At 50.8% G+C, this 22,322-nt stretch carries 25 protein-coding genes; all 25 read left to right on the forward strand.

Going from position 1 to position 22,322, the window contains the following annotated elements:
- The first annotated feature begins 19 nt into the window (after window positions 1–19).
- Complete coding sequence (locus NFS35_RS16265) at window positions 20–1,312, forward strand: phage portal protein (protein WP_251208179.1); 1,293 nt, start codon at window positions 20–22, stop codon at window positions 1,310–1,312.
- Entirely contained in the window at window positions 1,290–2,057 is a 768-nt protein-coding gene (locus NFS35_RS16270) for a head maturation protease, ClpP-related (protein WP_251208180.1), read from the forward strand. The genes NFS35_RS16265 and NFS35_RS16270 overlap by 23 nt, the downstream gene beginning before the upstream one ends.
- 16 nt (window positions 2,058–2,073) lie before the next feature.
- Window positions 2,074–3,300, forward strand: a complete 1,227-nt coding sequence (locus tag NFS35_RS16275) for a phage major capsid protein (RefSeq protein WP_251208181.1) — start codon at window positions 2,074–2,076, stop codon at window positions 3,298–3,300.
- Window positions 3,301–3,325: 25 nt separating this feature from the next.
- Window positions 3,326–3,658, forward strand: a complete 333-nt coding sequence (locus NFS35_RS16280) for a hypothetical protein (RefSeq protein WP_251208182.1) — start codon at window positions 3,326–3,328, stop codon at window positions 3,656–3,658.
- Complete coding sequence (locus NFS35_RS16285) at window positions 3,651–3,941, forward strand: hypothetical protein (RefSeq protein WP_251208183.1); 291 nt, start codon at window positions 3,651–3,653, stop codon at window positions 3,939–3,941. The genes NFS35_RS16280 and NFS35_RS16285 overlap by 8 nt, the downstream gene beginning before the upstream one ends.
- On the forward strand, window positions 3,931–4,338 hold the full coding sequence (locus tag NFS35_RS16290; protein WP_251208184.1) for an HK97 gp10 family phage protein: 408 nt from the start codon (window positions 3,931–3,933) through the stop codon (window positions 4,336–4,338). Before NFS35_RS16285 ends, NFS35_RS16290 begins: the two co-directional genes overlap by 11 nt.
- Entirely contained in the window at window positions 4,338–4,679 is a 342-nt protein-coding gene (locus NFS35_RS16295; RefSeq protein ID WP_251208185.1) for a hypothetical protein, read from the forward strand. Before NFS35_RS16290 ends, NFS35_RS16295 begins: the two co-directional genes overlap by 1 nt.
- Before the next feature lie 21 nt (window positions 4,680–4,700).
- Window positions 4,701–5,525: a hypothetical protein gene (locus NFS35_RS16300; RefSeq protein WP_251208186.1), complete on the forward strand. Its 825-nt coding sequence runs from the start codon at window positions 4,701–4,703 to the stop codon at window positions 5,523–5,525.
- Between the two features lie 97 nt (window positions 5,526–5,622).
- Window positions 5,623–5,958 carry a hypothetical protein gene (locus NFS35_RS16305; protein WP_251208187.1) on the forward strand — a complete coding sequence of 112 codons (336 nt, stop codon included), beginning with the start codon at window positions 5,623–5,625 and terminating at the stop codon, window positions 5,956–5,958.
- 71 nt (window positions 5,959–6,029) lie between these two features.
- The gene (locus NFS35_RS16310) at window positions 6,030–6,230 is read left to right on the forward strand and encodes a hypothetical protein (RefSeq protein WP_251208188.1); all 201 of its coding nucleotides are present in this window, start codon (window positions 6,030–6,032) and stop codon (window positions 6,228–6,230) included.
- A 15-nt stretch (window positions 6,231–6,245) separates the two neighbouring features.
- A complete protein-coding gene (locus NFS35_RS16315; protein ID WP_251208189.1) occupies window positions 6,246–9,521 on the forward strand; it encodes a phage tail tape measure protein in 3,276 nt (1,091 codons plus the stop codon).
- A gap of 1 nt (window position 9,522) precedes the next feature.
- Window positions 9,523–10,398: a phage tail domain-containing protein gene (locus NFS35_RS16320; RefSeq protein WP_251208190.1), complete on the forward strand. Its 876-nt coding sequence runs from the start codon at window positions 9,523–9,525 to the stop codon at window positions 10,396–10,398.
- Between the two features lie 12 nt (window positions 10,399–10,410).
- Window positions 10,411–11,451 carry a siphovirus ReqiPepy6 Gp37-like family protein gene (locus tag NFS35_RS16325; RefSeq protein WP_251208191.1) on the forward strand — a complete coding sequence of 347 codons (1,041 nt, stop codon included), beginning with the start codon at window positions 10,411–10,413 and terminating at the stop codon, window positions 11,449–11,451.
- Window positions 11,452–11,474: 23 nt separating this feature from the next.
- Window positions 11,475–12,503, forward strand: a complete 1,029-nt coding sequence (locus NFS35_RS16330; RefSeq protein WP_251208192.1) for a hypothetical protein — start codon at window positions 11,475–11,477, stop codon at window positions 12,501–12,503.
- A 31-nt stretch (window positions 12,504–12,534) separates the two neighbouring features.
- Window positions 12,535–13,662 (forward strand): hypothetical protein, encoded by a 1,128-nt coding sequence (locus NFS35_RS16335; RefSeq protein ID WP_251208193.1) that lies wholly within the window; start codon window positions 12,535–12,537, stop codon window positions 13,660–13,662.
- Between the two features lie 86 nt (window positions 13,663–13,748).
- Window positions 13,749–14,360 (forward strand): hypothetical protein, encoded by a 612-nt coding sequence (locus tag NFS35_RS16340; RefSeq protein ID WP_251208194.1) that lies wholly within the window; start codon window positions 13,749–13,751, stop codon window positions 14,358–14,360.
- Between the two features lie 392 nt (window positions 14,361–14,752).
- Complete coding sequence (locus NFS35_RS16345; RefSeq protein ID WP_251208195.1) at window positions 14,753–15,883, forward strand: RNA-directed DNA polymerase; 1,131 nt, start codon at window positions 14,753–14,755, stop codon at window positions 15,881–15,883.
- Between the two features lie 61 nt (window positions 15,884–15,944).
- Window positions 15,945–16,106: a hypothetical protein gene (locus tag NFS35_RS16350; RefSeq protein ID WP_251208196.1), complete on the forward strand. Its 162-nt coding sequence runs from the start codon at window positions 15,945–15,947 to the stop codon at window positions 16,104–16,106.
- Between the two features lie 15 nt (window positions 16,107–16,121).
- Window positions 16,122–16,274: a hypothetical protein gene (locus NFS35_RS16355; protein ID WP_251208197.1), complete on the forward strand. Its 153-nt coding sequence runs from the start codon at window positions 16,122–16,124 to the stop codon at window positions 16,272–16,274.
- A 142-nt stretch (window positions 16,275–16,416) separates the two neighbouring features.
- Window positions 16,417–16,749: a hypothetical protein gene (locus NFS35_RS16360; protein WP_251208198.1), complete on the forward strand. Its 333-nt coding sequence runs from the start codon at window positions 16,417–16,419 to the stop codon at window positions 16,747–16,749.
- 20 nt (window positions 16,750–16,769) lie between these two features.
- Window positions 16,770–17,009, forward strand: coding sequence for a hypothetical protein (locus tag NFS35_RS16365; RefSeq protein ID WP_120410431.1), 240 nt, complete (start codon window positions 16,770–16,772; stop codon window positions 17,007–17,009).
- A gap of 3 nt (window positions 17,010–17,012) precedes the next feature.
- A complete protein-coding gene (locus NFS35_RS16370; protein WP_251208199.1) occupies window positions 17,013–18,503 on the forward strand; it encodes a glucosaminidase domain-containing protein in 1,491 nt (496 codons plus the stop codon).
- Between the two features lie 172 nt (window positions 18,504–18,675).
- Window positions 18,676–20,133, forward strand: a complete 1,458-nt coding sequence (miaB, locus tag NFS35_RS16375) for a tRNA (N6-isopentenyl adenosine(37)-C2)-methylthiotransferase MiaB (RefSeq protein ID WP_251208200.1) — start codon at window positions 18,676–18,678, stop codon at window positions 20,131–20,133.
- 145 nt (window positions 20,134–20,278) lie between these two features.
- A complete protein-coding gene (locus NFS35_RS16380; protein WP_251208210.1) occupies window positions 20,279–21,133 on the forward strand; it encodes a tRNA threonylcarbamoyladenosine dehydratase in 855 nt (284 codons plus the stop codon).
- Between the two features lie 76 nt (window positions 21,134–21,209).
- Window positions 21,210–22,322 carry an ABC transporter ATP-binding protein gene (locus NFS35_RS16385; RefSeq protein WP_251208201.1) on the forward strand — a complete coding sequence of 371 codons (1,113 nt, stop codon included), beginning with the start codon at window positions 21,210–21,212 and terminating at the stop codon, window positions 22,320–22,322.

Consider the following 22,322-nt stretch of genomic DNA (forward strand, 5'->3'; position numbering starts at 1 on the left):
AGGAAGGAGGGCGGAAAACGTGGGACTGATACGGGATTTATTAAACTTGCGCCGGGCGAAATTCGCGCCGTTTTTCGCCATTCGCGGGGATTATCAGGCAAACGGGAATCTGGCGGATTCCGATATCGTCGGGGCGATCGCAAACGTGATAGCGTCGAACGTGGGGAAGTTGCAGCCGCAGATCGTCAGGAGGACAGACGCCGGACTGTCGGTCAGGAACGACTATCTGTCCCGGATCCTGTCGCTTCGTTGGTCGCCGGAAACGGACACATATTCCGCACTTTACAAAATGGCGTCGGATCTGGTGTATCATTCCAACGCATACGCGGTTATATTCTACACGCCGGACTTTATGCGGGTTCAGTCGATCGTCCCGATTACGGCGTCGAACGTGAGGATATGGGAGGACGAAAACGGCGTCCTTTTATTCCGGTTCCGGTGGGACTATGACAAAAAAGATTATACGCTGCCATACCAGAACGTGATCCACATCAAAAGCCGTTTCGACAAGAAGCGTTTTATGGGAACCGCCCCGGACGGGCAGTTGAAAAATACGCTTGAACTGATAGACACGACAGGGGAAGCGTTGCGGGCAGCAGTCCGAAATTCGGCGAACCTGAAAGGATATCTGCAATATAACAATTTCATTGACGACGAGGAACTGAAAAAGAAAGTCAAAGAGTTTCAGGACGCCTATATGTCGGCGTCGAATGACGGCGGGATCGCGGGACTGGATAATTCCATGTCATTCCATGAGGTAAAGCAGACGCCGCCGAACATACCCGTGATTCAGTCGCAGTATTTAAGGGATAACGTGTATCGGTACTACAACATGAACGAAAAGATCCTGACGTCATCGTTTACCGAAGCGGAATGGAATTCGTTTTATGAAAATGTCATCGAACCGATATCGATCCAGTTATCACTTGAATTCACGTTCAAATTATTGTCGGAGCGGGAACGAGGGTTCGGAAACAAGGTCATATTCACAGCGAACCGCCTACAATACGCCACACTTCAAACACGGATGACGATCGGCGGCGCATTGTATGACCGGGGGATCATCACAATAAACGAACTGCGGGAACTTATGTATTATGAGCCGATCGAGGGCGGCGACGTGCGGATGATTAGTCTGAATTATGTCAATACGGACGATCAATCGCTTTATCAGGTAGGAAAAGACGACGGCGGAGGTCAGGAGCCGGAACCGGAGGGAATACCGGAAAACGAGGTCAGGCGGGCAGCAGTCTATTTCCTGAAAACAGAGAAAAAAGGGGGCGTAAACAATGCCGAAACTGAAAATATTTAACTGTTTCGAGGTAAGAAACGAAACGGCGACGTCGGCGGATCTGTATTTTTACGGCGATATCGTGTCCGACTGGTGGGGCGCATGGCAAGAAGAAGATCAGTACCCGGAAGCAATCAAGAATTTTCTTTCAGGGCAGCAGGGAAAAAGCCTGAATATTTACATCAATTCCGGCGGCGGAGCCGTGTTTGCCGGACTTGCAATCTATAACATGATCCGGCGTTTCGCGGAAACGAACGCCGTTCAAGTGTTTGTTGACGGACTGGCGGGATCGATTGCGTCCGTGATCGCGTTCGCCGGGAGTATGCCGCCGAAAATACCGTCAAACGCGTTTTTGATGATTCATAATCCGTTCGCACTGGTAGAGGGGAACGCGGCGGATCTGCGGAAAATGGCGGACGATCTGGACGTCATAACGGGCGGGATCCTGAATGCGTATATGGAACACGTCAGGGAGGGCGTAACCGAGGATCAGATCCGGGGACTTATGGACGCGGAAACATGGCTGAACGGTCAGGACGCGGCGGAGTATTTCAACATCGAAACGACGGAGAGCGTTGCGGAAATTGCGGCGGCGTCCGGCGGGTATGTCGCAAGGGTTCACAATATGCCGAAAGATCTTGTCATCCAAAGGGAAGCAGCAGCGGCAAAAAACAAAACGTCTGATAATCAGGACGCGCGGTCGGCGGAACTGATTCAGAATAAAAAGCGCGACGAGATCGCGCGGATCATCATCAATAGTTTGTGAAAGGAGAACAAAAACCATGAAACACGATGAACTTTTAAAACTCACGAAAGACCAGTTGAACGCGCGCCTGAAAGAGATCGGCGCGTCCGCAAAGACAGCGGAAGGGGAAGTTCTGGACGCACTGTTGACCGAAGCGCAGGATATCCGGGACGTTCTGGATCAGGCAAAGAAACGCGAACAGCTTCAGGGATTCGCGGACAGCGCGGAGGATCCGGAACCGAATCAGGGAGAAAAGGACGAACAGTCCGACGCCCCGGTCAAGGCATACGACAAGCGCGGAAAGGCATTAAAAGACGGCGCGGGCGTTAGATTTTCTGCGCGTATTGCAACGCCGAGCGTTAAAGCGTCCTTGTCAGTTGAACAGACCGCCCCGGTCGTACATACCGCGCCGGACTTAAACCAGACAGTAAACCCGGTTTCCGCCCTGATCGATATGGTCAAGGCAGTTCCGCTTCAGGGCGGCGAAACATATCAGCGCGGATTCGTAAAGGATTACGGCGCGGACGGAGCGGGAGCGACAGCAGAAGGGGCGGCATATAACGACGTGGAACCGTCCTTCGGCTATGTGACAATCGAAAAACAGAAAGTCACAGCATACACAGAGGAACCAGAGGAAATGCAGAAACTTCCGAACGCGGATTATGATTCCGTGATCGAAGGATCCGTCAGCAAGGCGATCCGGCGTTTCCTGTCCCGTCAGATCCTGATCGGCGACGGTTCGACGTCGAACCTGAAAGGAATCTTTTTCAATCCGACAAAGGAGAGCGAACGCGTTATCGATCCGGAGACGGATATTACAACGATCGCGGCAATCGATGACGGAACACTTGACGAGATCATTTATTCGTTCGGCGGCGACGAGGAAGTCGAGGGCGTGGCGACGCTGATCCTGAACAAACAGGACTTAAAAGCGTTCGCAAAATTGCGCGACAAACAGGGGCGGAAAGTTTACACGATCGTAAACAGGGGGCAGACCGGGACGATCGACGGCGTTCCTTTTGTTATCAATTCGGCTTGCGCCGCTATTTCGGACAGCAAGACGACAGCGGAAGCGTATGTCATGGCATATGGCTATTTACAGAATTACGAACTGGCGATCTTTTCCGATATCGATGTCCGCCGTTCTGATGATTACAAGTTTAAGAATGGACAGACGGCGTTCAGGGCGTCCATGTTCGCGGGCGGTTCCGTGGCAGCATGGAACGGATTTATCCGCGTAAAGAAAGCGGCAGCAAAGGCGTAAATAACCAGAAAGGCGGGCGGAATTGATGACGATCGAAGAATTGTATCAGGCGGCGCGGCTTCGCGTCAGAAAAGCAATATCGGACGATCTGGACGCGGACGTCCGCCGCGTGGCAGATACGGCGATCGCGGATCTGAAACGAATCGGAGTTCACGACAGTTGGTTGTCGGAACCGTCGGATCCGATGATTGTCGAAACTGTCCTGTCATATGTAAAAGCAAATTACTCCATTGACACAAACGCATATCCGATTTTATCGGGTATTTATGACTTGAACGTCACAAAGGTAAAGGGCGACAGTAAATATTTTACCGTCGCCCCCGGAACCAGAAAAAGGAGGACGCGGAAAAGTGGTTGAATGTCAGATCACATTGATTCATCCGGGCGACGATCCGGAGGATGACGAAAAGACGGTAGTATTTGCGGAAATGAACCCGATCGGGCGGGATGAATTCCAGTCTGCGGGTGTTAATGGCTATAAGGCACAGAAACAGTTCGTAATATGGGCGGAGGAATACGACGAACAGCCGGAACTTCAACACGGAAACAAGCGTCTGACAATTTATCGGACGTATGGGGCAAGACCGGACGGAAAGATCGAACTATACGCGGCGGAACGGGTGGGAAATCATGGTCGTTAATGTAAAGCCGGAACAACTGTCCGAAGCGATCCGGGGGCAGTTGGAGGAATACAGCGCGGACGTAACAAAGGCGATCAACCAGAATTTGAAAGAGGTCGCCGACAAGACGGCGGACGCGCTGAAAAAAGGCGGATCATACAAAGAAAGGACGGGGAAATATACGCCCGATTGGAGCGTATCGGCGCGGAAAGTGTCGTCAGTAGCGCAAAGTGAAAGTTATTCCGTCCACAATAGAAAACATTATCAACTGACACACCTTCTGGAAAAAGGACACGTCACACGGAACGGCAGCAGGACGCGGGCGTTTGAGCATATTCTACCCGCTGAACAGGCGGCGGAGGAATTGGCGGTCGAAGCGGTCGAAAAAGCCGTCAGGAGCGCGAACGGGGGTATCTAATGGGCGTTAAGTATGAAAGGATCATCGAACGGGCGGTCGCGCTAGGACTGCCGATCGCGGAATATGAATTCCGGAACACAAAAAAGAATCCCGCGCCGGATCCGCCGTTCCTGATTTATTTTTGTTCGGAAGATCAGACGGGGACGGATGAAAGAAACACGATCCGAAAGATCAGCGGTTCGATTGAACTTTATACAGACAGGAAACCGGATCACGATCTGGAACGGAGGATCGAACGGGAAGTCCTGTTTGACATTGAGTTTCACAAAACGACAGCACCGATTCAGTCGGAAAATATGTATCAAACGGCGTATGATTTCAACGTCGTTCAAAAAATTTAAGGCAGGAAGGAGCAAAGAAAAATGGACGAAAAAAAGGCACCTGAAAGAATTATTTTAGGATCCGGATATATCCATTTAGGAGTATTCAAAAAAGGGCAGCAGATCCCGGAGCCGCAGGACTTTTGCACAGACGCAAACCGTTATTCCTATATCAAAAACGGCGCGACGCTTGAATACTCAAACGAGATTCAGGAAGCGAAGGACGATATGGGGAGAGTGTCAAAGACGGTCATCATTTCCGAGGATGTAACACTGAAGGCGGGACTGATGACACTGATCGGCGACACAATCGAAAAATTATGTGATACCGCCCGCGTTTCCGTATCACAGGACGGAAGGTATCGCAAGACAAAGATCGGCGGAGTGGGAAACAGGAAAGGCGCGAAATACGTTATCTGTTTTCATCATGTAGACCCGGAGGACGGCGACATATGGGTTATGATTGTCGGTCAGAATCAGGCAGGGTTCACATTATCCTTCGCACCGTCCGACGCGACGGTCGTTGACGCGGAATTCAAGGCAATGCCGAATCTGGACGAGGAAGGGACGCTTGTTAATTACGTTGAGGAAATTCTGGCGGACGGCGATCCGGATCCGGAAACGTACAAGGTAGAACAGAATTTGACGAAGGTTTCTTCCACGTTCACAGGAACGACGATCGGAGCGGGCGAAAAACTGGCGGCAACACTGACGGCGGAAGCGGATCACACAATCCAGACGCCGACGGTCACAATGAACGGTCAGGACGTAACGGCGACGGCATGGAACAGCACAGACGGAACCGTCACGATCGAAAGCGTAACCGGGGACGTCATTATCACAGCGGCGGCGACGGCGAACGCATAACAGGCAGCAGGACAAAAAAGCGATCCGGCGGTCGGGACTAAAAAACGCCCGCCGCCGGATTATTTCATTCAGGAAAAGAAAGGGAAAGGATCAGAGCATGGCTAACTTATCTTTTAATTTTAACAAAATCAAACGGACATATTTCAACGTAACACTGAAAGACGGAACCGCCCTTCAGGTAAAAATGCCGACAAAGAACACATTCGGGAAAGTCCAGGCATTGAACAGGCTTCAGCAGGACGAAAACGCGGACGTCGGCGACGTGATCGACACTATGGCGGGCGTTATGGCGGACTGCCTGTCTAATAATTTGAATAGAACAAAAGTCAGCGCGGAACAGATCGCGGATGATTACGACATAGAGGAAATGACGGCGTTTATCGCGGAATATTACGAAAAATTCGTCGGCGGGATCCAGAATAACCCAAATTAGAGATCCCGCACTATCCGGGGCATAGCGGCGACGACAAATTATTCTATACGCCGGACAGCGCGGGGGAAAGAATGGTCGTCGAATATACCGGGTTAAATATCCGGGAGATCGGCGAAATGGAGATTGACGAATATCTGTATTATTTCCGCGACGCCTTTATCCACAGTATGAACCAGACGGAGGAAGGGCGGAAATATTTAGAAAACGCCTATTATTACAAGCAGACAAAGCCGGATCGGGCGCGTCTGCGGGAGAAATTCGGCAAGAAATAGAACAGGGGCGATAATATGGCAGCAGGAAACATAAAAGGGATCACAATCGAGATCGGCGGAGAAACGACGAAACTTGACAAGGCGTTGCGGGGAATAAACAGCACGTCAAAGACGCTTCAGAATCAGTTAAAAGCCGTAAATCAGGCGTTGAAACTGGATCCCAAAAATACGGAATTACTGGCACAAAAACAGGAAATTCTTTCAAAGTCCATAGAAACGACAAAGGAAAAGTTGCAGACGCTGAAAACGGCACAGGAACAGGCGGCTGCGGCTTTTGCGCGCGGAGAAATGGACGAAAACCAGTATCGCGCCCTGCAGACAGAGATCACAAAGACAGAAACAGAACTGAAAAATTTAGAAAATCAATTACAGGAAACACAGGACGGATTCAAGCGGGCGGGCGAAGCGATTCAGGACGTGGGGAAAAAGATATCCGACGTCGGCGACAAGATAACTAAAGTCGGGGACGGTATGCAGTCGGCGGGAAAGTCTTTGCTGCCAGTCACAACGGCAATAACGGGAATTGGTACGGCGTCAGTGGCGGCGGCAGTAAATTTTGAGGACGCGATCGCGAAACTGTCAACAATCGCCGACACGTCGGAGGAAACAGGCGTCCCGCTTCAGGAATTGCAGGATCAGATCATGGAATTATCAGACCAGACGGGAATTTCCGCGTCTGAAATTGCTGATAATGTTTATGACGCAATTTCCGCCGGGCAAAAAACCGGGGACGCCGTGAACTTCGTTTCAAACGCGACAAGATTAGCGAAGGCAGGATTCACGGATTCCGGCGCGGCGTTGGATATCCTGACAACGGCAATGAACGCTTACGGACTGGAAGCGGATCAGGTCGGACATGTTTCTGACGTCCTGATAAATACACAGAATTTAGGAAAAACGACGGTCGATCAGTTGGCGGCTTCAATGGGTAAAGTTATTCCGACAGCAAAGGCGAACGGCGTTTCGATCGAAAATCTGGCGGGAATGTACGCTGTTATGACGTCAAACGGCATAGCGACGGCGGAATCGACAACATATATGAATTCCATGTTGAACGAATTAGGGAAACAGGGAACCGCCGCCGCTAAAGCGTTCGCAGCAGGGACGGAACATATCAAGGAAGGCGGCTTGACTATGGCGGAAGCTATGGAACAGGGTTGGAGCCTGACAGACGTTCTGTCAATTCTGGATGAACAGGCGTATGAATCAGGGACAACGATCGGAAATATGTTTGGATCCGCCGAAGCAGGAAAAGCCGCAACTGTACTATGGGATAATGCAACAAAATTAAACGACGCCGTGGAAAAAATGGGGGATTCCGCCGGGGCAACGGACGAAGCGTTCGCAAAACTTGACACGACGTCGAATCAGGCAAAAATCGCGCTGAATGAAATCAAGAACGCCGGGATCGATTTAGGGCAGACGATCCTTCAAATGGTTATGCCGTATTTTCAGCAGTTTACACAGAAAATAAAGGACGCGACGACGTGGTTTAAGAATCTGGACGATTCACAGAAACAAATGATCGTCAGGATCGCGGCGGTTGTGGCAGCAGTCGCCCCCGCGCTTCTGATCGGCGGGAAAATAATTTCAGGCGTCGGGAAACTGACGTCAGGGATCGGCGGGATGATAACGAAAGTCGGCGGTCTGATCTCAAAAATGGGCGGACTGTCCGGTGCATTGTCGGCGATTGCGTCCCCGGTCGGGATCGTGATCGCGGCACTGGCGGCACTGGCGGCGGGGTTCGTTTATCTGTATAAAACAAATGACGAATTCCGGGAAAAAGTAAACGCCGCCGTCGAAAAAGTCAAAAAAGCGTTTCAGGATATGGTCGTCAAGGTAAAGCCGCTTCTGGAAAAATTAAAAGAAGCATTTCAAAAATTGATGACCGCCTTAAAACCGATATTTGAATTTATTTTGACGCGGATCATGGCGATCGTGAACGGCGTCATAAACGCAGCCGCCCCGATAATTGCGGCGATAACAAACGTCGTCGAGTTCGTAACGAATATTATTTCGGCAGTTTTCGCGCTGCTACACGGCGATTTCGACGGATTTTTCGGCTACATAGAAGCCGCCCTTCAAAATGTGATCGACTTCGTGAAAAATATCATTTCGGCGTGGGTTAATTTTATAGTCGGGTATTTCGAGGGGTTCGGCGTCGATATCAAGAAAATTTTTTCGGATATCTGGAACGGGATCGTTTCAATTTTTCAGGGCGTCGGACAGTGGTTTTCCGACAGGTTCACGGAAGCATACACAGCCGTCACGAATGTATTTAAGGGAATCGGACAATGGTTCGGGGCGCGTTGGACGGATATCAAGAACGCACTGGCAGCAGTCGCGACGTGGTTTCAGACAATGTTCCAAAACGCATACACGAACGTCACGAACGCGTTTAAGTCGATCGGACAGTGGTTTTCCGCCCGGTGGACGGATATCAAGAACGCATTGTCAACCGTGGCTTCGTGGTTCCTGACGATGTTCCAGAACGCATATAACAACGTCGTGAACGTATTTAAGGGGATCGGACAGTGGTTCGGGGCGCGTTGGACGGATATCAAGAACGCACTGGCAGCAGTCGCGACATGGTTTCAGACAATGTTCCAAAACGCATACACGAACGTCACGAACGCGTTTAAGTCGATCGGACAGTGGTTTTCCGCCCGGTGGACGGATATCAAGAACGTATTTTCAAACGTGGCGGAATGGTTCAGACAGAAGTTTCAGGCGGCATATGACAGCGTGACGGGGATATTTAAGAATATCGGTTCATGGTTCCAGACAAACGTAATTGACAAGATCAAGGGCGTTTTCGACGGGTTCAGTCTGGCGGACGCCGGATCCCGGATAATGAATTCGTTCGCAAATGCGATAAAGTCGATCCATATCCCGAAGTTGTCGGTATCATGGGGAGAAACGGAAAAGACGATCGCGGGCGTGACGATCAAAGTCCCGGTTCCGTCGATATCATGGAACGCGATCGGCGGCATTATGAAAAATCCGACGATATTCGGAATGTTAGGCGGAAAGCTGCAAGGCGGAGGGGAAGCCGGGGACGAAGCGATCCTGCCGCTTGACATATTCTATAAACGGACAGAAGGGTATATTGACGACGCTATCGCGCGGGCGACGGCAGCAGTCCAGGACAAAGACACAGGGAAGCGCGGCGGCGATTACATCCAGAATATCAAGATCGAAAGTCCGAAGCCGCTATCGGCGTATGAGGTAGCGCGGCAGACACGGAACCAGACGCGGAACATGGTTCTTCGGTTGCAGGGGGGACAATGATATGTCAAAGAAAATTATCTGTAAAAATGAAGATGACGTTCAGATCGAATTCAGTTATGAGGACGACGCCGAATTTTTCCTGATATCATGCGACGGGATCTATTCCGTATCAAACAACGTCGTGACGTCCGAAAACACGATGACGGACGGATCCACATATCAGGGATCCACAACGAAACAAAGAAATATCGTCATCACGGCGGAAATTGATTCAGACTATCAGGCGCGGCGCGATTTTCTGTATAAGTCATTCAAACCAAAGTCGCCGGGGACGTTCTACTATGAGGAAAACGAAGAACAGCGGCAGATCGATTATATCGTCGAGAATATCGACATAGACGAAAAAGGCGTATGCAGGAACACGGTCATTTCGCTAATATGCCCGGATCCGTTTTTCAAGGATCCGGCGGACACAACGGTCACTATGGCGGGGTGGGAACCGCGTTTTGAGTTCATACACGAATTCACGGACGAACTGGAGGAATTCGGCGTCCGCGTCGCGGAACTTGTGAAAAATATAGAAAACGATTCAGCGGCGGACTACATCGGGATCGAAGTCATCATGGAAGCGATAGGAGCGGTCAGGAACCCGGCGTTGTATCACGCGCAGCAGGAGATCCACATCAAGATCGGGACGCCGGAATTCCCGTTCGATATGGAAACGGGGGATATTGTAAGGATCACGACGGGGACGAATGAGAAAAACGTATATCTGATAAAAGACGGAGAAACAAAAAAGATAAACGAATATCTGGACGAAGAAAGCGAATTCATCCAGTTAGTACACGGATCGAATACATTCATATATGACGCGGATCAGGGCGTCGATTACCTGAACGTCACTATTATGTATCGGTTCCGGTATTTAGGAGTATAGGAGCGTGAGGGAATGGAAGTCAGAATTTACGGGCGGGATTTATTCAGGCGCGGACAGATCGAAAACCAGACGTCGCTAATATGGACGCGGAAATTTTACGAACCGGGGACGTTTGAACTTCACGCCCCGATTACGGACGAAAATCTGTATTTGTTGCAGGAGGGAAACATCATCGGGAAAAAAGGATCCGCCGAAGCCGGGATTATTGAGGATATCGAAAAAGAAGAAAGCGATATCAAAAACGAGATCACGGCAAAAGGGCGTTTTCTGTCGTCATACATGGATCGCCGCCTGATAAAAAAGACGGTCAATTTTTCAGGAAAGGCAGAAGTCGCAATGCGTCAGTTATATTCCGGCAGCGTCCCGATCCCGCTTGTGGAGTTGGGGAGCCTGAACGGGTTTTCGGAAAAAGTGGAATTTCAGGTCACAATGAAAAACCTTTTAACGTATGAAAGTAAATTATCAAGGGCGGGCGCGATCGGGTTCCGGTTCCGCCCGGATTTTCAGCGGCGGAAGATTATATTTGAAACATATCAGGGAAAAGACAGGACATTCAATCAACATACAAATAACCGCGTTGTGTTCTCTGAAAATTATAATAACCTGAATAATGCGATCTATCGCCGGAACAGTCAAAACTTGAAAACATTCGCCATTGTTGGAGGTCAGGGGGAGGGCGACGCCCGGACATATTACGAATTAGGAGGGGGCGAAGGCTACGATTTACGGGAAGTTTTCGTTGACGCAAAGGACATAAACCCGGACGGACTGACGGCGGCACAATATAAGGCGGCATTATTACAGAGGGCGCAGGAAGCATTGAACGAAGCGATCGTATCGGAAACACTGGAATGTGAAACGGACGCGGCGATCAATTTTGTTTATAAAGAAGATTATGATCTAGGGGATATTGTGACGGTCAGGAAGAAAAAATGGAATCTTTACATGAACCAGAGGATCACGGAATTGTCAGAAGTCTATGAATACGGCGGAATGATCGTCGTCCCTACATTCGGGGATCCGCTTCCTGAAAAAATAAAGTGGGACGAATAAAAGCGCGGAAAGGAGCGGCAACAATGGCAAAAGAAAGAAGTTATGATTATTTTTGGAATTCGGATTCCGATCGGTACTATGACGCGGATTCAATGGGGGACTGGCTTAGACCGTTCTTCCGAAACGGCATTTTTAACGGTCAAATGCAAGTCACGGCAAACGATAATATGTCCGTAACAGTTGCGGCGGGATATGGCTATATAAACGGGAAACACAGGCATTTCCTGACGCCGACAACGCTTGATCTGGAAATAGCGTCCGGGACGCTTGACAGGATAGACAGCGTGATTCTGCGGCGGAATGATACGGAACGCCGGATCCATTTAGTGATCGAAAAGGGAGGGAACGCAAAGTCCCCGGTCGCCCCTGCGATGACAAGGGAAGGGGCGGTTTACGATCTGAAACTGGCGGATATATATATCGCCGCCGGAACAGTAAAGATCACACAGGCAGAGATCACAGACACGCGCATGAACGCCGCCGTATGCGGATGGGTGGCGGCGACAGTGAAAGAAATAGACTTCACACAGATTCAGGCGCAATTTGACGCCTATTTCACGGCGTACAAGAAAAATATTTCGGATCAGTATCAGGATTATATCGCCGCGATCCAGTCATTCAAGGATCAGGCGCAGGAACAGTACGATCTAATGGTTCAGGCGTTCAATACATACGCGGAACAGCAGAAGGAATTATATGAGGACTGGATCGCGGAACAGGAATCAGGGTTCGAGGAATGGAGCAGCGGGCAGCAGTCCGCCTTTGCACAGTGGCGGCAGAATCAGGAACAGGCGTTCAATAACTGGTATCTGAATAATACGGGGAAATGGACGAATGAATTTCTGAACTGGTTCGACGGGATCAAGGACATTTTCGGGACAGATCCGGCGGGGGCGTTACAGAATGAGATCGAAACGCTTCAAAACATCATATATTCAGGAGAAGTCCCGGCGGATCTGGTAACAGCAGACGGGGACGAACTGGTAACAACGGACGGCGATCAGTTGATCGCGTTCTGGACGCTGAAAACGTCCGAAACGTGTCACTGTTAGCATAAAAAGAAAAAAGGAAGGAGTTAAAAACATGGCACAAAGAAAATTTTCTGATCTGACAGTGGCGGCGCAGATAAACAAAAGCGACGTTTTCGCACTGGAACAGGCAGACGGGACGAAACAGGCGTTATTTGAAAAAATATGCGCGGCAATACTCACGCCGGAGATCGTCGAACAGACAGAGGAATTCCCGACAATTTCGCCGGATGATACAATTCCGGTTATCGCGGGAAAAATCAACAAGTGGCAGCAGGACGCATTGAAAAAGATCGAGGAATCGAAGCAGTCGAACATGATTCAGGAATTCCCGGCGGTGGAATTCGATCCGGAGAACCCGGAGGACGAAACGACAAAGCAGCTTCACGACGAAATTATTTCCGCCCTGCTTGCCTACACGATGAACGAAAAGATCCTGAAAGTGGTTTCGGATCATGGGGTTCTGGCGGCGGATTACGCAATCCAGAAGCGCGAACAAATGGCTTCATACGGGTATTTCGGCGCGGAATGGAATATCGACGATCTGATGACACTTGTTAAGGCGGGATCGTGGGACAAATTCGCGATCGGGGATTATTTCATCGAAACGAACACGGCGGGCGAAAAAATTCTTTTTGAGGTCACGGGAAAGAATTCATATTTGCATTGTGGCGATACGGAATTGACCGCGCCGCATATTGTAGTTTCCCCGCGCGACTGTTTACAGACATATTATAAATACAATTCATCCAACACGAACGCCGGGGGATATGCGGCGTCGCTCATGCCCGCGAATCTGGAAACGGAAGCGAAAAAGTTCACGACAAAACTTCAGGGGTATATGACAACGATCCGGCGTCTGGAAAATAACAAGGGTACATGGGCGTGGGCGTCACGTCGGATTTTCCTTCCGGGGAATCCTGAACTTGTCGGATTCCACGGCTTCGCGGATATGTGGGACGGCGGCGCGTTCAATCAGTTACCGCTTTTTGTCGGAGGAAACGCGCATTTACTGAAAGGGGCAGGATTTAACAAGAGTAAAGCCGCCCGGATGTGGTACTGGACTGCCGATCCGTCCGCCGCGAACACGACGTACTTTTGCGGTTTCAACACCTACGGCGCCAGCGGCGCCTACGACGCGTCCTACGACGGCGGCGTCGCCCCGCTTATCGTTCTGTCATAGACAGATAATCCGGCAATCGCGCCGCCCGGCAGCGGCGGCGCATACTACCGGGGACAAAACACTAAAACAGAAAAGAGGTTCAGAAAATGGCAGTCCCGACATGGAAACAAACGGCGTCAAAACTGGACGCGTTCGCGGAAGCGGTAAAGTTACGGCATATCATAACACAAATGATAATGAGGAATTTCGGACTGAAGCGCGAAAAGTACGACGCGATCGTCGGGCGGCAAGTCCGGGAAAAGTACCCGGAACTGAAAAGCCTGATCGCAAAGATCGACGCATATCAAAACGAGGTAGAAAAGGCGCGGCTTCTGGCTGAATATCCCGAATGGATAATCGAAAAGGTAAGGGGAAATTTATTCAGCTATTCTTCGGATCTGGTTTCCAACATTGCGGCAGCAAACGAGATCTTATGTCGGACACAGAACGAATTCGTAAAACGGATTTTGTTAGAGGATGACGCGATCGGCGATATCGCGCGGATCCGGCAGGAAGTTCTTTTCATTGAAGAATTTTTCAATATAGACTTGTCGCGTTATATGGAGTATTCCGAACAGTTGGAACTAACAAAGAATTATCTGTATAGGTGGAAAAAGTCAACGGTCAGGGATTACGACGAATTCCTTCATCCAGAGAAAAAGGCGTCGCGTCTGGAAAAGGAAAAGGCAAGGAAAAGCCGTAAACCTAAGAAACAATAATATTTTCGGTTATGCGTTGCACAGCCGCCCGGATGTGGTACTGGACTGCCGATCCGTCCGCCGCGAACACGACGAACTTTTGCAATTTCAACAACAACGGCAACAGCAACAACAACAACGCGTCCAACGACGGCGGCGTCGCCCAGATATCGTCAGCATGGCGGGCATGATTAAAAAGGGATCCGCCTGACGCAGAACGATAGGAACGCATGACCGCAGCGGGGAACCGCTGAAATTTATCGCCTGACGTCCGGGAGTGCTTCAAAGATTCACACTTCGTCGGACTGTAAGCGGGCGTTTTATGAGGATATATGAATAATTTACCGACATATAAAGATTTATGCGATCCAGATCTGCTAATGGACGCCGCAAAGAAATGTATGCAGGGCGTTATGTGGAAATATTCGACACAAGCCTATTATCTGGATAGGATAGAGCGGATCCGGATCACGAAGGAAAGACTGGAAAGCCGGGACAGAATGTCGGACGGATTCGTCCAGTTCACAGTATGCGAACGCGGGAAACGGCGGGATATCCGTTCGATACACATAAACGAACGCGTCGTCCACAGGGCGGAAAACGATCTGATTCTGGTTCCGGTATTGCGCCCGAAACTGATTTATGACAACGCGGCGTCCCTGAAAGACCGGGGAACGCATTTCGCATTAAAGCGGCTAAAGGTTCACTTGTGGAAATACTACCGGGAACACGGTTCAAACGACGGTTATATCCTTATGGGCGATCTACATTCCTATTTCGATTCAGTCGATCACGACGTCGTATTCCGGGAGTATTCAAGGATATTCGGTTACGATCCTGATATCGTGAATTTGACAATGGACTTTATCGACGCCTTCGGCGTTAAGTCGTTAGGGTTAGGATCACAGGTTTCACAAATGACAGCCGTGTTTTATCCGAACCGGATAGATCACTATATCAAGGAACAGTTAAAGATCAAAGGTTACGGGCGTTATATGGATGACTTTTATCTGATACACGAAAGCCGGGAATATCTGGTTGAATGTCTGGAACGGATCCGGCGGATGTATGCGGATATCGGGATCGAGTTAAACGAGAAAAAGACGCGGATCGTCAAGTTATCGGACGAATTCAAGTTCCTGAAAGCAAAAACGCACCTGACAGGAACCGGGCGCGTCGTCATGCGTCCGGATCGCGGGACAATCACGCGGGAACGGCGCAAATTAAAAGCGTTGCGCCGGAAACTGGACGCCGGGGAAATTGTATTCGCGGACGTCCGACAAGCCTATAATTCATGGCGGGGACACATAAAACATTTTGATTCATACCGCACAATGCGGAACATGGATAAATTATTTCACGAACTGTTTTCGGAGGAAATCAGAAAAGAAAGGAGCGGCAGCAATGGCAAGAAAGGCAAAAACTACCGGGGAGAATTCAAACAATACGACTTTCCCGAACGTATCGATCCGGCTGAAAGACGGCACAGAATTAAACGGGGTTCTGAACGGGACGACATACGAAAGCGGGGATCCGGTTCCTGACGGGACATTCACGGACGAAAATCTGTCAGAGGTTACGATCAACGGGACAGTGTACCATGACATGAAGTTGATCTGTTCGTACCCGTGGGACGAGGGAACCCGGTTCGCGTTCCGGGAAATGACGCCGCAGGAAATTGAAAACCGGAATTTGAGATCGCAGCTTCAGGCGGCGGAACAGTCCGTCGCGGAACTGACGATCATCGTTTCAAGTCTTATGATGTAAGGGAGGGCGCGGGAAATGACATTCAACAAAGAAAGCGGACTTGTTAAATTGTGGGTTAAAATGGTTCAGGGCGGGACATATACACGGGATCAGGTTCCGAAAATGTTCAATCTGCAGGAAGTTGTGGCGGACGTCCTGGACGAACTGGCGGCGGAGGACGCCGCGTAAAATTGCCGGAAGCGGATCCGGCTTCCGGATCTTTTCCTGAATATCCCCGGCGGGGTGGCTGAATTTAGTCACTTCGTCGGGGTTTTGTTTTGTATCATGGGCGCATGAAAGAAAATCCGCGAAAAGAAAGGAGGTCGGACACATGGATCAGGATTATATCACACGCCGGGAACATGAGGAATTCGCCCGCCGCATGGATATAGAGAATGAGCGGATCAAGGACGAAAACGCCCGTCAGAATAAGCGGATCGCGATCGTCGAAGAATCGGTAAACGAATTTAACAAACTGGCTTTACAGATTGAAAAGATCGCTCTTTCAATTCAGCAAATGACGGAAGAAATATCCAAACAGGGCGAACGTCTGGAAAACATCGAATCAAAGCCGGGGAAGCGGTGGGAAACACTGGTAGGCGGAATTTTGGGCGCGGTAGCCGGGGCAATCGGAACGGCGATCGCGGCAGGATTTTTTCATTAAAGAACAGGAGGAAAGGAAAAATGAAGGAAATCAACTGGAAAAGGAAACTGACAAGCAGGAAATTATGGACGGCGGTAGGATCGTTCGTGTCTATGATGATTTTAGCGACGGGAGGGACGGAAAACACGGCTACACAGGTAACGGCGCTTATCATGGCGGGCGCGTCTGTCGTGGCGTACATCATCGGCGAAGGACTGACGGATTCCGCGAACGTGGAAACGACGGTCGAGATCACAGAGAACGACGGAAAGGAAGCGTAACGCATGGCGGCAACACGGGAACAACAGGCGGCGTTCATCGAAAAGATCGCGCCGCTGATTGTAAAATATGCGGCGGAACGTGGATATAAAAATGTTTCCGCCGCAATCGCGCAGGCGTGTCTGGAATCGGGTTATGGATTGTCCCGCCTTGCGTGGCAGTATCATAATTATTTCGGCTTGAAATGCGGGAAATCATGGACGGGAGCGTTTGCAAATATGCGAACAAATGAAGAATATACGCCCGGAATCCTGACGCAGATAGCCGACAATTTCCGGGCGTATGATGACATAGAATCAGGCGTCCGGGGATATTATGATTTTCTGGAATATCCGCGTTATAAGGCGGTCAGGCAGCAGGACACGCCGGAAGAATACCTGAAAGAACTGAAAGCGGCGTCTTATGCCACTTCGTCCGGGTATGTAGAAAATAATATGAATGTTGTCCGGGCGCATAACCTGACAGAATGGGACAAACGCCTGAAAAAGAATCAGGAGGGAAACGGAACAATGTATAGCAGACAAAGCGTCGTTAATCTGGTTAATAGTTGGGTAGGGAAAAAGGAATCGGACGGATCCCACAAGTCGATCATAGACATATACAACACGCTTCCGGCAGACAAACTTCCGCGAAAAACTAAAATGATGTACGGGTGGGCGTGGTGTGCGTGTACTTGGTCGGCGTTGGCGGTCAAATTGAATTACCTTGCAATCATGCCGATCGAAATCAGTTGTTATTATCTGATCGAAGCGGCTAAAAAAATGGGCGTATGGCAGGAAAACGACGACTATATCCCGGAGCCGGGCGACGCTATTCTTTATGACTGGCAGGACAGCGGAACCGGAGATAATACCGGGAACCCGGATCACGTCGGGACTGTTACATATGTGAACCGGGATTCCGGTTATATGGTCGTTACCGAAGGGAATTACGGGAACGCCGTTAAAAAGCGTACAATTTCCCTGAACGGTCGATATATACGCGGGTTTATCACGCCGAAGTATGACGACGGCGCGGTCGCGGAGCCTGAAAGGACAGGCGGGAAAAGCGTTTCGGAAATCGCGCACGAAGCGATCGCCGGACAGTGGGGAAACGGAGCGGAGCGGAAGCGGAACATGGAAGCGGCGGGGTATGATTATGACGTCGTTCAGGCGGAGATCAACCGCATTGTGAACGGCGGAGCGGCGAAAGCCGACAATGATAATTCCGTCGATCAGACGCAGCCGATCGCACGGAAAGTAATATCCAGTTGCTACGCGTCACACGCGGACAAGGCGATCGCCGGAACATACATCACGACGGCGGATCTGTACTGCAGGAATGACGCCGGGAAAAATAAAAAGGCGTTGTGCCTGATTCCGAAAGGGACAGAGGTTCAGTGTTACGGATATTATAGCGTGTACGGCGGCGTGAAATGGCTTTACATTCAGTTCACAATGGACGGTACACAATACACGGGATTTTCAAGCGGCGAATTTCTGAAAAAAACATCCTGAGAAGAAAAGGGGATCCAGTCCGCAAAAGGCGCGGGCGCGTAACTATCAATTTACTTTCTTTTGGTCGAAGAAAATATCACGAACAAAGGGCGACTGTCAAAAAAACAGTCGCTTTTCGTTCTTCGGTGTGATATAATGGGCGGGAATGTATTTTAAGAAAGAGGGTTCAAGCATGAGTTACAATGATGATATAAAAATGTTGATAGACGCGCAGGATTTGACGCTTCCGCCGCCGGAAAGAGAACCGCAGCGGCAATATTATTTTATAAAGAAATGCCGGGAAATCGTAAAAAAGAAGTCGGAGGAATTAGGGCGTCCGTTATATGCGTGTTCGGTGTGCATGGGGTGCCAGATGAACGCCCGGGACTCAGAGAAGCTGTCCGGCATCCTGGAGACAGTGGGCTACCAGAGCACGGAGAGCGAGCAGGCAGACTTCGTCATCTACAACACCTGCACCGTCCGGGACAATGCCAACCAGCGTGTCTACGGCAGGCTGGGCCTGCTGAACCGATACAAAAAGTCCAACCCGCAGATGAAAGTGGCCCTCTGCGGCTGCATGATGCAGGAACCCACGGTTATCGAAAAACTGAAGAAAAGCTACCCATTTATCGACCTGATTTTCGGTACCCACAATATCTATAAATTTGCTGAACTCCTCTATACCTCCTTTGAGACAGAGGGCATGCTGATTGACATCTGGGAAGATACGGACAGAATCGTAGAAGACTTGCCGGTAGAACGTAAATATCCCTTCAAGTCCGGCATCAACATCATGTTCGGCTGCAACAACTTCTGCAGCTACTGCATCGTGCCCTACGTGAGGGGCCGGGAGCGCAGCCGGGAGCCCCGGGAAATCATCCGGGAGATAGAGAGACTGGTGGCGGACGGCGTGGTGGAGGTCATGCTGTTGGGCCAGAACGTGAATTCCTATGGAAAGAATCTGGACGAGCCCATCACCTTTGCGCAGCTTTTGCAGGAGGTGGAGAAGATAGAGGGGCTGCAGCGCATCCGCTTCATGACTTCCCACCCTAAGGATCTGTCGGACGACCTGATTGCGGTCATGAAGCAGTCGAAGAAAATCTGCCGCCACTTGCATCTGCCCCTACAGTCCGGCTCCACGCGGATTCTGCAGCAGATGAACCGACGCTATACGAGAGAACAGTACATAGAGCTGGCTGACCGCATCCGCCGGGAAATCCCTGACATCGCCATCACCACGGACATCATCGTGGGCTTCCCGGGAGAGACCCCGGAGGATCTGGAGGAGACCATCGACATGGTGCGCCGGGTGAAGTACGACAATGCCTTTACCTTCATTTATTCCAAACGCACCGGCACGCCCGCGGCTGCCATGGAGAACCAGGTTCCGGCAGAGCAGGTGAAAGAGGGTTTCGACAGGCTTCTGAAAGTGGTACAGGACACGGCCAGGGAGCAGATAGCGAAATACCAGGGCCGGGTCATGGAGGCGCTGATCGAGGAGGTGAATGAGAGCGACGCCTCTCTGGTCACCGCCAGGCTTTCCAACAACACGATTGTCCATGTGCCCGGAGACGCTTCCCTGATCGGGAAAATCGTTCCTGTGTCCTTAGATGAGTGTCACGGATTCTATTATATAGGGCATTGCGTATGAGCTATTTGTGATAGATTTGTTTTGTTTTTGCAACGAAACACATGTATGAGTATGTGTTTGATGTGAATGGAATGTATTCTAAAAAAGGAAAAACGATAGCACGATTCTGTCCAGGGTCATGGCAGGGTCGGGAATGGAGCGGAAGATGCAGGAGCAGTTTTCAAGAACCGCGCTGTTGCTGGGAAGAGAGGCGATGGAGCGCCTGGAGAGATCCCGCGTGGCCGTGTTCGGGGTAGGCGGCGTGGGCGGATATGTGTGCGAGGCTCTTGCCAGGAGCGGCATCGGGGCTTTTGACCTGGTGGATAATGACAAGGTAAACCTTACGAACCTGAACCGTCAGATTATCGCTACCAGGCAGACCATCGGACGCTGCAAGGTGGAAGTGATGCGGGAACGCATTCTGGAGATTAATCCGGAGGCGGACGTCAGGGTACATGATTGCTTCTTCCTGCCGGAAAATGCAGATACGTTTCCCTTTGAAGAATACGATTATGTGGTGGATGCCGTGGATACCGTGACGGCCAAGATTGCGCTGGTCATGCGCGCGCAGGCAGGCAACATCCCCATCATCAGCAGCATGGGAGCCGGGAACAAACTGGACGCCACCGCTTTCCGGGTGGCGGATATCTATGAGACGAAAGTCTGTCCCCTGGCGAAAGTCATGCGCCGGGAACTGAAGAAGCGGGGCGTGGAAAGGCTGAAAGTGGTATATTCGGAAGAAATGCCCCTCCGCCCCCATGCAGCGGGGACAGCGGATGGGCAGGAGGAAAACGGCCCAAACAGCGATAGACACGAAAGCGGACAGCAAAAGCATAACCCCCAGGGCAGCGCAGAGAACGCCAGAGACAGAGAGGACGTTTCCCCGGAACTGTCCGAAAGAGACGCGGTGCGCCGGAGCATCCCCGGGAGCGTGGCTTTCGTGCCGTCCGTGGCAGGGCTTATCCTCGCGGGCGAAGTGGTGAAAGATTTGACAGATATGAAGAGGCTGTCCATCAGCTGACCCGGACTAAGAACATTGCTTTTTGTGGAAAGCTGACGAATGCCCTATCATCTGACATGTAGGAGGGAGACATGCTATGAAAGTAGTATTGCGCAATCTGACAAAAAAGTTTCCAAGCCGTGACAAAAAGAACAAAAAGGATGTAGTTGCCGTGGACAATTTCGATTTCGAGATTCCGGACGGCAAGCTGATTGGCCTGCTGGGGCCTTCGGGATGCGGCAAGAGCACCACGCTGAACCTGATAAGCGGCCTGGAAAAGCCCACGGACGGCCAGATTTTCTTCGGGGAGGATGATGTGACCAGGCTTGCTCCGGAGCACAGGGGCATCGGCCTGGTGTTCCAGAATTATGCTCTCTATCCGCATCTGACCGTAAAGCAGAACATCCTCTTTCCGCTGGAGAACCTGAAAGGAAAGGAGAAGCTTTCTAAAGGCGAAATGCTGGAAAAGGCAATGGAGGCGGCGAAGCTGGTGCAGATTGACGAGCTGATGGAGCGCAAGCCTGGAGAACTTTCCGGCGGCCAGCAGCAGCGCGTGGCGATTGCCAGGGCCCTGGTGAAGCGGCCCAGGGTGCTTCTTCTGGACGAGCCCCTGTCCAATCTGGACGCCAGGCTCCGGCTCCAGACCCGGGAGGAAATCAGGAGAATCCAGAAAGAGACGCAGATTACCACGATTTTCGTGACCCACGACCAGGAGGAGGCCATGAGCATTTCTGACATGATCGTAGTCATGAAAGACGGAGCGGTTCAGCAGATTGGCAGGCCTCAGGAGGTCTATGATAATCCCGCGAACCTGTTCGTGGCGAAATTCCTGGGAACCCCGCCCATCAATGTCTTTGAGGGACAGGTGAGGGACGGCAGATTATACTTAGGCCCGGACGCTGTCCTGCCGGTCAGGGGAGCGATGCAGGGCGCTGTTTGTGCGGGAATCAGGCCGGAGGGCTTTCTGCTGCGGAAAGACGGGGCTTTCTGCTGCGATTTGAACGGTGTAGAAGTGATGGGGCGCGACATCAGTGTAGTCTTTGCCCACAAGGCTTCCCTGAACCCGACAATCCGGGCGATTGTGGGAGCTGAGAATCTGGCGGAGATTTCCGCAGACGCGGGGCAGGTCAGGTTCGATTTGAAGCCGGACAAGGTAATTCTCTTTGATAAAAAGACGGGAGAGAGAATCCGGGTTGACATGAAAGCGTAA

Origin of the sequence: Acetatifactor aquisgranensis (genome assembly GCF_943193215.1) — a bacterium.
Taxonomy (GTDB): Bacteria; Bacillota; Clostridia; order Lachnospirales; family Lachnospiraceae; genus Acetatifactor; species Acetatifactor aquisgranensis.

Coding starts and splice junctions, on each gene's coding strand:
- NFS35_RS16270 (WP_251208180.1), top strand. CDS start 1,290: ATGCCGAAACTGAAAATATTTAACTGTTTCGAGGTAAGAAACGAAACG.
- NFS35_RS16275 (WP_251208181.1), top strand. CDS start 2,074: ATGAAACACGATGAACTTTTAAAACTCACGAAAGACCAGTTGAACGCG.
- NFS35_RS16280 (WP_251208182.1), top strand. CDS start 3,326: ATGACGATCGAAGAATTGTATCAGGCGGCGCGGCTTCGCGTCAGAAAA.
- NFS35_RS16290 (WP_251208184.1), top strand. CDS start 3,931: ATGGTCGTTAATGTAAAGCCGGAACAACTGTCCGAAGCGATCCGGGGG.
- NFS35_RS16295 (WP_251208185.1), top strand. CDS start 4,338: ATGGGCGTTAAGTATGAAAGGATCATCGAACGGGCGGTCGCGCTAGGA.
- NFS35_RS16300 (WP_251208186.1), top strand. CDS start 4,701: ATGGACGAAAAAAAGGCACCTGAAAGAATTATTTTAGGATCCGGATAT.
- NFS35_RS16305 (WP_251208187.1), top strand. CDS start 5,623: ATGGCTAACTTATCTTTTAATTTTAACAAAATCAAACGGACATATTTC.
- NFS35_RS16310 (WP_251208188.1), top strand. CDS start 6,030: ATGGTCGTCGAATATACCGGGTTAAATATCCGGGAGATCGGCGAAATG.
- NFS35_RS16315 (WP_251208189.1), top strand. CDS start 6,246: ATGGCAGCAGGAAACATAAAAGGGATCACAATCGAGATCGGCGGAGAA.
- NFS35_RS16320 (WP_251208190.1), top strand. CDS start 9,523: ATGTCAAAGAAAATTATCTGTAAAAATGAAGATGACGTTCAGATCGAA.
- NFS35_RS16325 (WP_251208191.1), top strand. CDS start 10,411: ATGGAAGTCAGAATTTACGGGCGGGATTTATTCAGGCGCGGACAGATC.
- NFS35_RS16330 (WP_251208192.1), top strand. CDS start 11,475: ATGGCAAAAGAAAGAAGTTATGATTATTTTTGGAATTCGGATTCCGAT.
- NFS35_RS16335 (WP_251208193.1), top strand. CDS start 12,535: ATGGCACAAAGAAAATTTTCTGATCTGACAGTGGCGGCGCAGATAAAC.
- NFS35_RS16340 (WP_251208194.1), top strand. CDS start 13,749: ATGGCAGTCCCGACATGGAAACAAACGGCGTCAAAACTGGACGCGTTC.
- NFS35_RS16345 (WP_251208195.1), top strand. CDS start 14,753: ATGTGGAAATATTCGACACAAGCCTATTATCTGGATAGGATAGAGCGG.
- NFS35_RS16350 (WP_251208196.1), top strand. CDS start 15,945: ATGAAGTTGATCTGTTCGTACCCGTGGGACGAGGGAACCCGGTTCGCG.
- NFS35_RS16355 (WP_251208197.1), top strand. CDS start 16,122: ATGACATTCAACAAAGAAAGCGGACTTGTTAAATTGTGGGTTAAAATG.
- NFS35_RS16360 (WP_251208198.1), top strand. CDS start 16,417: ATGGATCAGGATTATATCACACGCCGGGAACATGAGGAATTCGCCCGC.
- NFS35_RS16365 (WP_120410431.1), top strand. CDS start 16,770: ATGAAGGAAATCAACTGGAAAAGGAAACTGACAAGCAGGAAATTATGG.
- NFS35_RS16370 (WP_251208199.1), top strand. CDS start 17,013: ATGGCGGCAACACGGGAACAACAGGCGGCGTTCATCGAAAAGATCGCG.
- miaB (WP_251208200.1), top strand. CDS start 18,676: ATGAGTTACAATGATGATATAAAAATGTTGATAGACGCGCAGGATTTG.
- NFS35_RS16380 (WP_251208210.1), top strand. CDS start 20,279: ATGCAGGAGCAGTTTTCAAGAACCGCGCTGTTGCTGGGAAGAGAGGCG.
- NFS35_RS16385 (WP_251208201.1), top strand. CDS start 21,210: ATGAAAGTAGTATTGCGCAATCTGACAAAAAAGTTTCCAAGCCGTGAC.